14 protein-coding genes are annotated in these 15,449 nt (G+C 64.4%); 10 read left to right on the forward strand and 4 right to left on the reverse strand.

Annotated elements, in window-relative coordinates; translation table 11 throughout:
• Positions 1–112 precede the first annotated feature (112 nt).
• Entirely contained in the window at positions 113–313 is a 201-nt protein-coding gene (locus tag IT072_RS20850; RefSeq protein WP_223361107.1) for a hypothetical protein, read from the reverse strand.
• Positions 314–1,031: 718 nt separating this feature from the next.
• Here IT072_RS20850 and IT072_RS20855 point away from each other — a divergent pair.
• The 4 genes from IT072_RS20855 (at position 1,032) to IT072_RS20870 (ending at position 6,417) form a co-directional block, all read left to right on the forward strand.
• Entirely contained in the window at positions 1,032–1,355 is a 324-nt protein-coding gene (locus IT072_RS20855; RefSeq protein ID WP_223361108.1) for a helix-turn-helix domain-containing protein, read from the forward strand.
• 13 nt (positions 1,356–1,368) lie between these two features.
• The gene (locus tag IT072_RS20860) at positions 1,369–2,127 is read left to right on the forward strand and encodes a hypothetical protein (protein WP_223361109.1); all 759 of its coding nucleotides are present in this window, start codon (positions 1,369–1,371) and stop codon (positions 2,125–2,127) included.
• Between the two features lie 27 nt (positions 2,128–2,154).
• On the forward strand, positions 2,155–2,619 hold the full coding sequence (locus IT072_RS20865) for a hypothetical protein (RefSeq protein ID WP_223361110.1): 465 nt from the start codon (positions 2,155–2,157) through the stop codon (positions 2,617–2,619).
• A gap of 1,275 nt (positions 2,620–3,894) precedes the next feature.
• A complete protein-coding gene (locus IT072_RS20870; RefSeq protein ID WP_223361111.1) occupies positions 3,895–6,417 on the forward strand; it encodes a hypothetical protein in 2,523 nt (840 codons plus the stop codon).
• Between the two features lie 73 nt (positions 6,418–6,490).
• On the opposite strand, the gene IT072_RS20875 is transcribed toward IT072_RS20870, so the two are convergent.
• From IT072_RS20875 to IT072_RS20885, 3 genes are all read right to left on the reverse strand, one after another.
• Positions 6,491–7,741: a hypothetical protein gene (locus IT072_RS20875; protein WP_223361112.1), complete on the reverse strand. Its 1,251-nt coding sequence runs from the start codon at positions 7,739–7,741 to the stop codon at positions 6,491–6,493.
• 79 nt (positions 7,742–7,820) lie between these two features.
• Complete coding sequence (locus IT072_RS20880; protein WP_223361113.1) at positions 7,821–8,381, reverse strand: hypothetical protein; 561 nt, start codon at positions 8,379–8,381, stop codon at positions 7,821–7,823.
• Between the two features lie 100 nt (positions 8,382–8,481).
• On the reverse strand, positions 8,482–8,583 hold the full coding sequence (locus IT072_RS20885; RefSeq protein ID WP_223361114.1) for a ribonucleotide-diphosphate reductase subunit beta: 102 nt from the start codon (positions 8,581–8,583) through the stop codon (positions 8,482–8,484).
• 810 nt (positions 8,584–9,393) lie between these two features.
• Between IT072_RS20885 and IT072_RS20890 the strand changes: the two genes are divergently transcribed.
• The 6 genes from IT072_RS20890 (at position 9,394) to IT072_RS20915 (ending at position 15,441) form a co-directional block, all read left to right on the forward strand.
• Complete coding sequence (locus tag IT072_RS20890; RefSeq protein ID WP_223361115.1) at positions 9,394–9,633, forward strand: hypothetical protein; 240 nt, start codon at positions 9,394–9,396, stop codon at positions 9,631–9,633.
• A gap of 429 nt (positions 9,634–10,062) precedes the next feature.
• The gene (locus tag IT072_RS20895) at positions 10,063–10,272 is read left to right on the forward strand and encodes a hypothetical protein (RefSeq protein WP_223361116.1); all 210 of its coding nucleotides are present in this window, start codon (positions 10,063–10,065) and stop codon (positions 10,270–10,272) included.
• 3 nt (positions 10,273–10,275) lie between these two features.
• On the forward strand, positions 10,276–11,121 hold the full coding sequence (locus IT072_RS20900; protein ID WP_223361039.1) for a hypothetical protein: 846 nt from the start codon (positions 10,276–10,278) through the stop codon (positions 11,119–11,121).
• Positions 11,122–11,124: 3 nt separating this feature from the next.
• Entirely contained in the window at positions 11,125–11,637 is a 513-nt protein-coding gene (locus IT072_RS20905; RefSeq protein WP_223361040.1) for a PrgI family protein, read from the forward strand.
• A gap of 19 nt (positions 11,638–11,656) precedes the next feature.
• On the forward strand, positions 11,657–13,978 hold the full coding sequence (locus IT072_RS20910; protein ID WP_223361041.1) for a VirB4-like conjugal transfer ATPase, CD1110 family: 2,322 nt from the start codon (positions 11,657–11,659) through the stop codon (positions 13,976–13,978).
• Positions 13,975–15,441, forward strand: coding sequence for a CHAP domain-containing protein (locus IT072_RS20915; protein WP_223361042.1), 1,467 nt, complete (start codon positions 13,975–13,977; stop codon positions 15,439–15,441). Before IT072_RS20910 ends, IT072_RS20915 begins: the two co-directional genes overlap by 4 nt.
• The last annotated feature ends 8 nt before the right edge of the window (positions 15,442–15,449 follow it).

Below are 15,449 nucleotides of genomic sequence, written 5' to 3' on the forward strand. Positions count from 1 at the left end.
AAGATCGCCGCAGGTGACGGCGCTTCTGTGATGCGATGTGCCGGAACCGCGCGGAGGCGGGCCGACCGGTGCGGGGGAGGGCGGGCGCTTGGCGCCGGCCACGGTCTCTGCGCTACTGGGTGATGACCGTCCTCCTCAGGGTGAGGAGCTGGGCGCACGCGCCGTCGACGGAGTCAATCGGGCGTGCAGGACGGGCGCCACCGGCGGCCGGGCACGACATCGTGCGGGCCTGCAGCGGGGCAGAAACGGGGGAGAGAGACAGCTGCAGCTCGACGTCGACAAGACGGGCGACGGAGCGGTTCACGGCCGACACGCCGACACGCGGAACACGCGCGCACGTGCACGAACCCGAAATCTGGGTTACGATGCTGCCAACTCCTCTCAGAGGGTGTAAAGAAGCCTCCGGCTCCTACCGGATGTGGATTTCATTCATGAGATGAAGCTCGAACCTCGCGACCGCCAAGTTTTGAGGGTTTGAGCTCCAGACTTTGGGAGCGGCCCGTCACTTCGGTGACGGGCCCTTTCTGGTTAAGCGGCTGAGATGGGCAGCTCCTCGTTTGATCCGTGCGTGGGCGCCAGCTCAGGCATGCCGACTTCTTTCGCAAGCACACAGGCGATGAAGTCGTTAACGGTGAGTCCCTGCCTGCTGGCTCGATGGCGAACAGCATCGCCGATCGCTGGAGCAACCCTCGAAATGAGCGGCTCGCGCTCACCCTTGCTGCGTCTTCCGCCTCGATACCGTTGAGCTGCCATGCCGTCACCGTATAAGGCGGCAGAATCTGAATCTGGGATGGTGGGCGCGTGTCGGGGAAACATGTGATCCGCTATCGAGCGGACCATCCGCCGTCGGGAATTGTCTGTTGGTCCGCTCGCGATTGGGGCCGTGAGCACTGCGCGCATCCCTTCCTTCTTCTGTACCGCTCTCTCCGCACAGACGTGACAGGTCCACGAAGTGTTACCAATCTTGCACATAAGAGCTTATTCTGCACCTTAGTGGCTTCGGACCAGCATCGCCTACTTATGATCATTGAATGAGCGATATGCGTGCCGTCTCGCCACCGACGCTCAACGATGCTCTTGCCGCTGAGCTACGTATGGCTCGCGCACTCGCCGGGATTCCAATAAAGCAGCTTGCCTCAGAGTTATCCTTGGGGCGTTTTACCGTGCAGCGAATCTTCAAGGGTGAAAAGGAGATCACGGCTGGCGAATTGATCAAGCTGGCCGATGCCATGCGCGTAGACCTTGGAGAGTTGATCTCGAAAGCCCGCGACAGGGCACGCAACGAGGCCGAGAGAGCAGCCGAGGCCAAAGCCGCGCACGACGCGCAGTTGCTTAGGGAGATCCAGAACCTCTAAGAGGAGAAACGCATTGTCGTCCTGGAACCTGTTGATAGTTGTTGGGGCAGTGGCGTGCATCGCTGCCGCGGTGCGGTTGCTCCGAAGCACCGGCGCCCAGTCAGCGTTCGCGATCATGGGCCTTGCCAGCCTCGCGCTCTGCTTGACACTCAACGTCAAGCCAATCTATCTCGCGATTGATCCAGCGATTGGCGGCAACAACAGCCTCTACTTAGTTGTGCAATTGACCTTCGTTATCGCAATGTTCTTTCTCACATCTTCATTCGCTCCGACGCGACACCCCATCACCCCGGGGTCATTGACGTCATGGTCCGGTGTGGCGTTGGCCACAGTGACTCTTGCGCTGGTGTGCATACTTTTCAGCCTCGCTGAGATGCCCACCACCGCTTACCGCGTCGAGCCCTATCGAGAAGAATGGCAGGTTCTCGCCTTTACGCAGCTGGTCAACGTCTATTCAGCGGGGTGCGCGATCTTGGTTATTCGTCGAGCCAATGCCCGAGTCCGCGTCTCCCCTCAGCCCATCATGCAAAGGCTGGGGTGTTCGCTCGTCGGGGTCGGCTTTGCCATTGGCCTCCTGACGGCAATCGAACGCCTGACTCTCGTCGGCTTGACTATGACGACACGGGCAACAGCCCTCGAGGGACTAGACGGGGCGTTAGTCGTTGCAACATGCCTGAGCCTGGTGGTGGGATTCGCGCTTCTATTTGAAAGCAATCGACAGCTTGCTCGCCGAGGCAGTCCGATCCCAAATGCCAGCTCCATGGCACTATAGTGCGCTTTCCGCACTATAGTGCATTGTATGCACTTACAGGATCTGGGCTTCAAGGATGACAGCGCTACTGCGGCAGAATCCGAGATGCGGAATCCGGTTGAGCGTGAGCTGATGCGGGAGTTGGTGCGCAAAGGGACGATGCCTGCGTCCTTCCTGGTGGGCACTTCACGTACAGCTCTTGCAACCGCGGCTCACGAGAACGACGCGCGCCGTCCCGGTGCTGCCATTGCTGCACAATCACGGGTTCCATGCACGCCTTCTTCGGTGGAGCGGCGGGTGATGCGACAGTTGGTGAGGAAGGCGACGTTGCCTGCGTCCCTTCTCGCGTTGACGCCGCGCGACGAGCTCGTGGGCGCTATGCGCCACGCGCCCTTGTATGCGGTGTCTGTTCGTGAGTCGTTGCGTGAGGCGTTGGCGTTGCTGGACGAGGTGGCCGCGCAGGCTGGCTTGGATGATCTGGTAGTGCCGGGGTCGGGGGTGGGTGGTGTTTGAGCTTTCGCGTGGTGAAGCGGCGGCGGCTCTGGTAGAGGCTGTCAACATCCTCGCGGGCGGTTCGGACGTGCTGATGGATCGTGGGTGCAGTGCGCGGTACGTGGCGATGATCCGTCAGTATCTTGCGGGACCGATCGTGGCGGTCGCTCGTGGCCGGCTTGGAGCATCTGATTTTGATGAGAACCGGGCCGTGAGCATGGTGGTGACGCGCCTCCAGCTCGAGGCAGAGAGAGATGTTGTTCGTCGCCGTGATAGCCGCCCCTTGGTGTTGCCGCAGATTGTGGCGGCGCAGAGCCCGATCGGGTTTGTGGTTCGGTGCGCGACAAAACCTCCAACGCCAAAGCAGGGCAGAGGATGGGTGTATGACGAGGTCGCCCAAGACCGCTCACCGACAGCTGAAGTCTCTCTCGACGAGTTGCGAGAGGCGGGCATTCAACCGGAGGCACCTGCGGCATCGGCAAGCTTAGACCAGGGGTGGGAGGCGTTGGCCGTGCACACGTTCGAGTTGCTCCGGCCGGAAACACCGCCCGCGCTATGGGAGGCAGTAGGGGAGGCGGTGTGTTGGTTTGTGTCGGCACTCCCAATGGTTGGAGTGTCGCATGAGCTGGACAAGGAGTGCGGGGAGACGAACCGTGTCCGGCTGGCGGAAGAGTTATTCCCTGCTTTGACCCGGACGCAGTTGGACGCCCTGTTCAAGGTGTTGTGGGGTGGGCGGCCGCACCCGGAACGGTCAAGTTTGCTGGCGCATGTGGCGTTACTGCGGAACGCTCATCAATACGGTGAGCACGACCGCAGGACGGTGCTCGGCGCTCGAGTACGCGACCAGCCACACGCGTGCGGGGCATGCCACTATACCCCGCTTTCCGGGGACCGGTTGCGGGCCCTGGTCGACACGTACGCCTCTCGAATAGCGTCCTCCGAGCCTGCTGAGGCCGCCTGACCCGGGACGTTCCAAGGGGTGCGGGGTGGTGCGCAGTTGTCGACTGCGCACCACCCCCTTTCTATCTGTGACGCGCGAACGATCGTCGCGCCAAGTCATATAGATAGGAATCCCTCTTCATGTTGTTTCGGAAACGACCAGACGGGACGCTGCCGGTCAAACCCGACCCATCAGCTGCAAACCACCCGCCCCAGCCGACCACCCGCACCCGGCTAGAGCGACTTCTCCGGGGTGCCGCGACCGTCACGGCCGCGGCCGCTATCGTCGCGGCCGCAACCGGTGCTGTTCTCCCGGCAGAAAGAGCGGCCGCTCTGACGGCGAAGTCGCCTCAGGTGTTGGCGTCGGAGGGGTTGGGGGTCGCGAACGCGACCAAGTTCGGCGGGTACGCCGGTTCGTATAACGCCCCCGGCGGTGTCGACGCCTATTGTGGCGACCCGTCCCGCGCGTGGCCGTCCGGGAACACGGGTGCCGGGCACACGATCACCTCCTTCGCCTCGGACCACGGATACACGCTCACCGGGCCGGCGATGGCGGGAATCAACGCCGCCTACGACGTGTATGGGCACGGAGACGCCACCTCGCGGGCCGCGCTCAACTTCCTCATCTACGCCTACACCGGCTCCCACCTCGGCGGCGGCATCCAACAGGGCACCGAGGAAGAAGGTGCCGGATACATTAGTGCATCGCATCCGGAGATCACGGCGAAGTACCACGAAGTGTGGGCATACGCGCAAGCACACCAGTCTGGTGCACCGGCGGGGACCCCAACGGGCAGTTACACGTTCAACGTGGACAGCAACAACTACGCCGGCACGATGACCGCCCACATCGGCATCAGCGGGGGAGTAGCAACCACCACGACCCTCACCAACGGTGTCTTCCCCTCCACCGGAACCAACACCATCACCGGGCTGCGGGATGGACAGTCAGTAGCGGTTCAGGGTGTCCCGCCTCAGAACGCGCCGGACTATCAGATCAGCGCCACCGGCACCGTCACCTATCCCGGCGGTGCTGCAGCGGAGCTCACCCAGTTCGACACCGGCACCCAGCAACGTCTCCTCGCCGGCAACGGGGCACGGACCGGTGGCAGCTACCAGATCAGCGGGCACGACCCCTTCAACCGCACCACCCTCTTCGCACCCGTTGTCGGGACGAGGGTGGCATCGAAGTTTGTCGAACCGGGCAAGAAACCACAGGACACCCTCACCTTCAACACCACCACCTTCACCGACAACGGACACACCGTGAACAACCCGTGGGCGCAGCGGTCCGGTGGTGCATTTGCCGTTATCTCAGCGAAGGGCACCCTTGTTGGGCCCTCAACACAACCGTTTACCGAATCAGACCAGATTCCATCGGGTGCGCCCATTGCCGGTCACGCCTCGGTAACCACCTCGGATGTGATTGGACCTAACAAGACCTACACGGCCACCAGCGATACCGCGATCAAAGAGGCCGGCTATTACACCTGGGTCTGGTCGATTGACGCGCTTGATCAGACAGCTGGCGTAAAGACACAGCTTCCTCCGAATTACGCATTTACGGATCGGTTTGGTCAGGTGGCGGAGACAAGCATCAGTCCGTCGACGGTGCACTTCACGACGAGTTTGTCGCCGTCAGACTCCGCCCGTGGCATTACGTTGGCGCAGCGTTTGGATGCGCGTCAGGTTGCGTTGGGTGGGCAAGTGACGGACATGCTGACCCCGTCCCTGGTCGGTGGTGCGTGGTTGCAGGAAGCCGGGCAGCGGATCCCGGTCACCTTCACCGGCCGCGCCTACTACACCCCCACCGAGCCCGAACAGGCGGCGAAGCCGTCGAAGGATGCGGTGCTGATCGCCACGGTCACTAAGACGGTGGATGGTCCGGACCCGGCGCAGGCCCCACCGGTGGAGGTTGGGTGGAAGCCCGGGTATGTGACGATGCAGTGGAGTATCGAGAAGAGCGCGCAACCACCGCAGTATCAGGGGTTCTTCACGGACTGGGCTGACGACTTCGCCGTCCCCGCCGAGACCGTGCAGATCGTCGGCCCGAACGTGACCAGCAAGGCGCTGGCGAGTTCGGGCCCGGGGAGCGCGGCACAGGACATCGCGATTGTGGCTGGGCCGATGCCGACCGGTGGTGTCGATCTGACCTTCGCCGGGTACCTGCAGAAGCCCGGCACCCAACCGGTGTGCGATGCCACCACCCTCACCTACAACTCCGCCCACCCGGTCACCGCGACGGCAGCGGGGGAGTTCCCGTCTGAGGAGTTCCCGGTCGATGCGGGCACCCCTGTCGGGTCGGTGATCAACTGGGTTGTCACCGCAACCTTGCACGACACAGGCCAGGTCATCAGCACCGGTGTGTGCGGGGACACGACAGAACAGACGAAGATCATCGCCCCGACTGTCACATCCACCCCACCGGCCGGTCTAGTGGCCGGCACGGTGGGCCATGACACCCTCCATGTCAGCGGGTGGGTTCCCGCCGGGGCAACCACCACCGTCACCCTCTACCGGCAAGCCGAGAACACCACCCAGCTCGTCTGCACCCCTGCCACGAAGGTGGAGGCCCTCCCCGCCGTCAAGCTGGCGACAGGGAAAGCGGCTGCGGCCAACCTGACCACCGCCGACACGAAGTCGCTACCTGCCGGGCGATACGGGTTCGTGCACACCACCACCGACAGCAACGGTGTTGTGATCGCTGAAGGCGGCTGCCACGACGAACTCTTCACCGTCACCCCCACCGCCGTCCTGGCCCACACCGGCTCGGACACCACCCGGGACGTCTACCTCGGCATCGGGGCCGCGCTCATGCTCCTAACCGGAGCCGCCATCATGGCCATCTCCCGCCGGAAGAAGGGCGCACACGCCAAGTAACCAAGCGCAGGCAACACAGCAGCGGGGTGGCAGGTCATTTGACCTGCCACCCCGCTGTCTTTTGCTCGTGCGGTTATTCGTCGCAGTCGTACACCTTCAGCCCCCAGCCGTCGTCGGTGCTGTAGGTGGTGTACGTGTAGGAGTAGTCGACGTCGATGATGATCCCGCCACCAGAGTTGGTGGACTGCGAATACATGTAGAACCCGTCACATCCCGGGCGGTAATCGCCGTTGGCGGTGACGTGTGGGGTGTGGTCGACAGGGGCCGGCCCACCGCCACCGTTGTTGCCGCCGTCGCCGGCGCCGCCTCCGCCGTTGGTGCCGGTGCCGGTGCCGCCGGGGTTCCCGCTTCCACCCGTGCTCCCACCATTACCGCCGCCGTTTCCGCTGCTTCCGGTGTGGTGGGTGGTTCCGCCGCTGGAGTTGTAGTGGGGGTTGGTGATGGTGTGGCCGGTGGTGGGGTCGGTGTAGGTGGGGGTGTTCGCCGCTTGCGCTGCCGCGGCCGCTGCCGCGGCTTCGGCGGCGAGGGCAGCCTGTTGGGAGGCGACGAGTTGTGTTGCGGCGTTGACGTATGCGGTGAGCGCCGCGGGCAGTTGCGCTGGGTGGTTCTTGTTGGCTTCAACAACCGCCGTTTCTGCGGTGAACGCGTTCTGGATGTTCTGGTCGGCTTTCGGGTTCGCGGCCAGGAATGCTGCTGCGGGGTCTTTAAGGGTCGCCGCGATCGTGGCCAAAGCAGCTTGGGCGTGTTGTCGGGCGATGGTGTATCCGTGGGCGATGCGGCTGCTGGTGTCGACGTTGGGTGTTTGCCCGTCGACGGTGGTTTTCGCGGTCCCGATCGCGTGAATGTAGGTGGGAAGCAGGATTCCGTCCGCTGCCACGTGCTTTGCGGTGATGGGGGTGGCGGGCTTGAAGTGCAGGAACGTGTTCAACAGGCTCGAGGCGTGCTGGAGTTGCCGCTGCGAGAGAGGGTCGAGGGACCCGGCAGGTGCACCAAGGATCCCGGCCAGTGTTGCTTCATACCCGGTGGCTGTTCTCGTCGCTGCCGGGTATTCGCGGTGTGCGGTGGCGTCCGTGCGGGCCAGGGTGGCCAGTTGGGTGTTCAAGCTGTCGAGTTCGTTGCTGGCGGCGCCGACAGTGATCGCGTAGCCGCCGGTGATGCTTCCGCTGACCAGGAGAGCGGCGGTGATGAACCCGATCGCCCGTTTCCGGGTGCGCCCGTGATCCGTCGTGTCCTCGTCCGCTGGTGTCTGGTTCACAACCAGCGCGCCCGGGTCTGGGTGTGGGGTCTCAGCGGTGGTGGGGGTGGTGTCGTCGATGACAGTCATGCGTGTAGTACTCCTTCTTCTGTATGGATACCGGGCCAGCAGACAGGTGTGTCTACTGATGGTCGGTGGGGTCGGCTTTTCACCCGAACGGGTGCTGCTGTACGGGGTTGTTCACAGTGGTGGTGTAGGTGGTGGTGCCGGGGATACGGACGGGCGCGTCGCTCCAGGCAGTGACCGGCCGGGTGCTGGCGGTGCCGGTTGCCGTGCGACGGCGGTGTTCGACCACGTCGAGGTGGTGCAGCACGCTGGCGACGAGTCCCGCAGTGGTGCCGTCGGTCACGGTGTGTATGCGTTCGAGGTCGAGGACGGTGTCATCGATCTGCTGGCGCAGGTGTGCGCGTTCTTGCAGGGCGGTGCGGATGCCGTGGGTGTAGAGCTGGAGGCCAGCATCCGTGAGCCGGTCTAGTCGGACGGGCCGGGCGGGGATGGCGACCTCGTCACCGCCGAACCCGGCCGGTGCCGGATGGAACGGCAGCCGGCCACCGTCACCACAGCTGGCATCGTGGTCGACGAATGCTCGGTGGTATTCGTACGCGGCGCGCTCACGCAGCTCCGCCAACGTGAGGTAGAGGTCGGCGAAGGTTTCCCGGGTGTCGTTGATACCTGCGGTGATGATCTCGACCGGTGTGTAGGGTCGCATGCTTCCTCCGTTGTTTGACGGCCTCGCCAAACCGGCCTGGGCGGACACGAGGTGTGCCCACTGGTGGCCATCGGGTTTGCCCGTTCGTGGCCAGTGGCGTCTATTGGCACGACTCGCACTGCAGGCCGTCCATCGGGTCGGACGGGACCACATATCCGCCGATCTCTTGCGCTTGGTCGTTGATGTCGGTGTTGGTGTTCACGGTGTTCTCCTTCCTGTGTGTGGTGGGTTGTTCTCTTCCTCAGGTCGTTTTCCTTGCCGTTCCGGCGCTCTGATCCCGTTTGAGCGGAAGCTGGTGCAGTGCCGTCACGGGCGCGGTTGCTAAGCGGAGGGAGCGCAGCGACCGGAGTCTGCAAATAGCGGCCGGGACGGCACGGAACCAGTGGGAGCGAAATAGGGTCGGTAGGCCGGATCGGCGAGGATCGCCGACAAGCACGGGGCACGCACCGCGTGCTCGATCAGCTGCCGCAGGCAGCACCGGGGAGAGAAGAGGGGCAGGGTTGCCCTTCTTATGGCGCCGGCAGGTGCCATGCCGCGCACGGACACCCGAGCCGCTATTTGCCTCGCTACTTGGACAGGTAGGTGAGGAGTTGGTAGGTACCGCGGGTCGGGTACTCGATTGTCGTGTTCGCGTCCACCGTGTATCCGCGCTGGGTGAGTTCACGGAGTGCCTCCTCGTGTTGGCGTAGCAGGGATCGTTCCCTCGCTTGCCCGATGTCATCGGTCGGATGCAAAGGAATCCCACCGGTGGGGATGGTGACCGTTTCCGACACTGCCGCTGAGGTGTTCATCGTCACCGGGGCATGCCGGTGATCGGTTGGGGGAGCGGTGTGGTGTTCATCGTCGGTCTCGCCTTTCGGTCACGGTGACGGGCTCGTAAACAGTCGTCGAGAACAGAAGGGGTGGGCCGCGCAGTCGTCAACTGCGCGGCCCACCCCTTCTATCTCGTGAACGGCAAACACGACCGTGCCGACGACCAACCGAAGACTTCCGTCTCGGGGGAGGAGAACCAATGCAACAGCACCTGCAGCGGCCGGCCCGGTGCACGGTAGCGACCCGGCACGTGTCGTTGTTGGACGCCGGACAGCAGACGGAACGGTTGCTGGTTCGCGCGCATCGTTTGGATGCGTTACGGATGCTCGGATACCGGGTCTACGGCACTACCCGGACCATCGAGCCCGGGCAGGCGGCGTTCACGATCGAGGACCGACTCAAGCTCGTTGTCTCGGGAGCGCGGGTGTCGTCGTGGTGAGTGGTGGGGGAGAGCTGTCGGCGGAGACAGCCCCGGCCTCGATCGTTCAGCCGGCAGTTCGGTTGACCTCGGCCGGTGGGCTACTGACCTTCACCGCGCACACCCTCCAACTCTTCCCCCACACCCCGACCAGGAAGGGACATCGGTGATGCCGTCCGTCCTGATCGTCGCCGTTGTCGCCCTTGTGTGGGCGGCCGGCGTCGGGATCGTGTTCTTCAACACCCGCCACCACCCGGTGCATCCGGTCCGCACCCACCGGGCACCCCCACAGACCTTTCGATGACCACATCCACACCGAACACGTAAGGAACCGACAACTCATGCCCACCCTCATCCAGAAGGCAACACTCCTCGCCGCCGCCAGCGGCTGCCTCATCGCCGTCGTCCTCCCCACCGCGGGCGCCGTGGTGAAGAAGGGCGGTCGTTGAGATGGATCTGTTGAATTCGATCCTGCAGCTGATCAGCAAGGTCGCGATCCTGGGTGGCAGCTTGTGGCTGCTGTGGGGTGTGATCGTCCTCGCTGGGGGTTTGAAGAACCATGAGGGGCCGGCGATCCAGGGCGGTATCTGGCAGATCGTGGGCGGAGGGATGATTATTTCCGCGGCCGCTCTGTTCACGACGTTGACTGGCGGCTGGTAGTTCGTGGACATCACGCCCGGGCTCGTGCTGATGTTGAACGCCTTATCGGCGGGTGTCAGCGGCGGGACGGACAGCCTCCTGCAAACGCCGGAGCAGTACAACAAGGCGTTGTACGACGCGTCGATCCTGATTCACAACACCGCGGTGAAGCCGATCACCGCGATCGTGCTGGCGATCATCTTCATGCTGATGCTGGCATCGAACTCGACCCGGATCGAAGCCGATCGGGAGCTCGGCGTCCGGATCATCTCCGGCACGCTGCTGAAGGTCGTTCTCGTGTTCCTGGTCGCCCAGAACGCCACCATCATCCTGAACGCCATCGCCGCCGTGTCCACGATCATCTCCAAGGCCGCGAACAATCTCGACGTCGGCACCGGCGCCAGCGGGCAGCAGCTGCTGGGGGAGACGATGAAGGCTGACATCCAGTCCGGCGGGATATGGATGCAGCTGGGCCTGTTCATCGTGCTGCTGCTGCCGTTCCTAGTGTCGTCGCTGGGAACGGTCGTGGTGATTGTGCTGGTGTTCGTCCGGTTCCTGCAGATGTATCTGATGAGCGCGTTCGCGTCCCTCCCGATCGCGTTCTTCGGGCACGAGGACACCAAGCAGATCGGCATCGGCTATCTGAAACGGTTCGCGGTCGCAGCGTTCACCGGGACGGTGATGCTGATCACCGTGAAGTTCTACCAGGCGCTGCTCGGCGGCTGGCTGGGCGGCCACGCCGGCTACAAAGGCGACCCGTGGGGATTCATCCTCGGCAACTACGGCAGCTTCTTCATCGCCCCGGCCGTGCTCGTGGTTCTGGTCATCGGCGCGAACGGGGTCGCCAAAGCGATCGTCGGGGAGGGCTGAACCATGGCACTAGAGATGAAGGTCCCGAAAGAGATCACCGCCTACGAGGCCAAACCGATGTTCGGGCTCTCTTGGCGACGGCTCGGCTCGCTGGTGTTCATGGTCGTCGTCGGTGGTGGCGTGTTCGCCGCCATCGCGTTCGCGATCGCGACCCCGCAGGACGGAACGAAGGCCGCCTGGGAGCAGGCCACCAACGTGGCCATGTTCGCCATGTTCGCGATCGATGTCCCCGCGGCGTGGTGGGGATGGTTTCGGCCGATGGGTTTGAAACCCGAGATCCACGCACAGTACTTCCTCCGATTCCACTTCCTCAGAAGGGTTATCCCGTATGTCGACACCTACCTCCACCGAAACCGCAAACCCGTACACCAGCCTGCCGAACAGCCAGTCCGCAGGAGCCGAGCAGACGCCCGGGCGCAGGCGCGGGCTCGGCGCACCCTTTCCGAGCACCAAGAAGAAGCCCGCCCTGCCAGCTCCCGGAGAGCGGCGCGGCCGCGCCGGACGAACCGGCACTGACACCTCCGCGGCGCCGGGCGTGTTCAAGTCGGTGCCGAAGAGCACGCGGGACGTCCTCGGCTACAAGACCATGTTGCCCAACGGTGTCGCCTGGCTCGGCGCGGACGAATGGTCGATGACGATGCGGGTCTCCGACATCAATTACGTTGCCGCGGCCGAAGAACACCAGGAGTCGATCGTGGACCGGTGGGCACGGTTCCTGAACAGTTTCGGCGCTGGCACCCGCGTGCAGGAGACCGTCACCAACCGGGTCCTCGCGGATGCGGATGTGGCCGACCTGGTGCAGAAGCAGCTGCGCGGAGACGAAGGCGATAAGTACCGTTCGGACTTCAATCGCATCGTGCGGGACAAGCTGGCCTCGGCCAGCGGCAACACGGTGACCGAGAAGTACGTGACTGTCACCGTGCAGGAGCCGGACGAGGAGAAGGCCAACGCCACCCTGACCCGCATCGCCCACGAGATCGAAGCGTCCCTGCAGAGCATGGACGACTGCAAGGCGGAGCGGCTGACCCGGACCGAACGGCTGGCGGCCCTCGCGCACGTGCTGCGCCCGCACGAGCTGTTCGGGTTCACCGAGGACGACTTCGCCGGCAAACACCGGCAGGCGACCGCGGACTATGTGGCGCCGTGGGGGATCGAAGTGCTCGATAAGGCCGGCCCGCTGCAGTTCCACAACGGCACCGCCGACACGTTCCACCAGGTGCTGTGGGTGCGGGACTACCCGGTGTGGCTGTCCGACCGGCTGATCACCGAGCTGACCGAGATCAAATGCGACCTGACGGTGTCGCTGCACTTGGAACCGTACGACCAGATCGAAGGGATGACCCTGATCGAACGGCAGATCGCCGAGATGGAGATGCAGACGATCACCGAACGGAAGAAGGCGAAGAAGCAGGGCATTGGGGAGGACATGATCCCCAGAAAGCTCGTCGACGCCCTCGACGAGGGGCGCGAGCTGCGGCAGGAACTGTCGACGTCGAACCAGAAAGTGTTCAGCACGGTGATGGTAATCGGCATCTCCGCCGGCAGCCGGGCGGCCCTGGAGCAGAACGTCAAGCGGGCGATGACCGTCATCCGCAAACAGTCGGTGAAGGCGGAAGTCCTGAAGTGGATGCAGGTCGACGGGTTGACCACCGAGCTGCCGATCGGCCGGCGGGCGATCCCGATGCGGCGCACCCTCACCACGGCGTCCGCGGCGATCATCGTCCCCTTCACCACACAGGAGCTCTTCGTGCCTGGCGGCATCTGGTACGGAGTGAACGCCCAGTCCTCCAACGCCCTGGTCGCCGACCGGACCGCCACCCCCAACGGCAACGGATTCTTCTTCGGCACCTCGGGGTCCGGGAAGTCGCAGTTCGGCAAGAACGAGATCGCTCAGATCGTCCTTGACCGACCGGATGACGATGTCATCATCATCGACCCGGAACGTGAATACGAGCCAAGCGTTGCCGCATTCCAGGGCAGCACGGCCCGTATTCATGCCGGCAGCCTCGACAGGGTCAACCCGATGGATATCGACCTGGACGCGGCCACCGACGACGGGGACCCCATCTTGGCCAAGTCGAACTTTGTTCTCGCTGCTCTCGACCACCTGATCGGTGGCCAGACAGGGCTGAACGCCCAACAGCGCAGCCTCGCGGATCGTGTCACCGTGGCGTTGTACCGACGTTATGCGGCCGAGCGTGGCCCCATGCCGACCTTTCTCGATCTGCGCGACGGCCTCATCGCCACGGGCGATCCGGTGGGCGCCCAGATGGGAGCGGCGTTGGAGCTCTACACGGTCGGCTCGCTGAACACCTTCTCCCACCAGACGAACGTCGACACCAATGCTCGCCTGTTCTCGTGGGACATCAACCAGCTCGGTAGCGAGCTGAAGTCGTTCGGCATGATGGTCGTCCTCGACCAGGTCTGGCAGCGCATCGTCCGAAACCGGGCGATCGGCCGTCGCACCTGGGTGTACATCGACGAGTTCCACCTGCTGCTGGTCGACCGCTTCCTGTCCGAGTTCTTCCGCACCCTCTGGGCCCGGGTACGGAAGTACGGGGCGATCGCCACCGGCATCACGCAGAACATCGAAGCGGTACTCGCCCACGAGGACGCCCGTCTCATGCTGGCGAACTCGGACTTCCTGGCTCTGTTGGGTCAAAACCCGACCGATGCGGACGCGCTGGTCGAGCTGCTGCACTTCAGCAGCGAACAGCGGCGCCGATTCACCAACGTGCTCCCCGGGCAGGGGCTGCTCCGCTCCGGTGGCCGGGTCATCCCATTCGACGGCCGGATCCCGGAAGACTCCCTTCTGTATTCGTTGTTCTCGACCAAGTTCGGTGAGACGAACGAATGAGAGATCTCCGCAGGCAGGATACCGGCAGCAACGCGACCGACCACCTGGGCCGGCTCAGCCTGGCCCGCCGGTCACAACGCCTCATCGGCGACACCGCCGCCAGCAGCGCCGGCAAACCGCGCGCTCTCCTGACGGCGATTAGAGGGGCTGCCAAGGGTGCCGGTAAGACGGTGAAGCACGGCGCTAACGCGGCCACGGCCGGGTACCGGGCCAGCCAGGAGGACCAGGACCTGCAGGAGCGCACCCACCGCCGCCCCAGTGCCCCTCGGGGTGTCGGTCAGCGGTTGCTTCCAAAAGCGACGGGAGCGAAGAACCTGGTCACGGGCACCCGGGATGGGCGGGCGGCGATCCGAACGCAACGCCACGGGTCCGGCCTGGTCCGTGGTGGGATCATTGCCGGCCGCAAACGGGCGAAGGGAGTCGCGAGCGCGCGGAGCGTAGGAGTGAGCGCGTCGCGTACGGCGGCCGCGGCCTCACGTGCGGCGGCCGCCGCTGCCAACACAGTCCGCGCGATCGTCGCAGCCCTCACCAGTGCGCTCAGCTCTGCCCCGGTGCTTCTGATCACCGCGATCGTGGTCGTCGCGGTGATGGCGGTCCTGGTGGCGGTGGCCTGGCTGCTGCCAGGGGCGCAGCAAGTGCAGGCCGAACAGTCCGCTGGGACGAACCTGGCCGGGTCGTTCGGCCTGGTCGACGACTACCCCTACAAGGGCAAGTACTCCGAAGACGCCATGTCCCCGTTGGGGTATGCGTACGGGAACTGCACCGACTTCGTCGCCTGGCGCATCAACCGCGACGCCGGCGTCAGCACTGCCCCGTGGAAGCTGACCTGGAAGGATCTCACCCCTCACGGCGGCAACGGGGCGGACTGGGGCAACCTCGGCAACCTGCCCGGCTGGGACTACACCCGCACCCCGGTGCCCGGGGATGTCATCTCCATCAAACGCGCCGGCGTTCTGGGCTCCTCTACCAGCAACATCGGCCACGTCGGCTATGTGGGCGCCGTAGACGGCGCCGGGACCGTCACGATCGAGAACTACGGCCGCGGCCGCTACTTCCTCACCACCGTGTCCGTCGCCCAGCTCGGCGCCTACATCGACGACGGTGCGCTCGCGATCAAACACAACCCGGCCGGCCGTATCGGCGGTGTCCCGAACGGTGACGCCAACGGAGATGCCAAGGCGTACGCGCTGCAGGCGCTCGGTGGGGACACGAACCAGTTCGACTGCCTCAATAACCTCTGGATGGGGGAGTCCGGCTGGAACCCGCACGCTCAAAACCCGTCATCTGGCGCTTACGGCATCCCTCAAGCGCTCCCGGCCGAGAAGCTCGCCTCCGCTGGGGCGGACTGGCGAGACAACCCCATCACCCAGGTGAAGTGGGGGCTCGGGTACATCCAAGGCCGGTACGGCACACCGTGTCAGGCCTGGCATTTCTGGCAGCTCAACTCTCCCCACTGGTACTAGGAGCCCAT

This window comes from Leifsonia sp. ZF2019 (genome assembly GCF_019924635.1).
Taxonomy (GTDB): Bacteria; Actinomycetota; Actinomycetes; order Actinomycetales; family Microbacteriaceae; genus Leifsonia.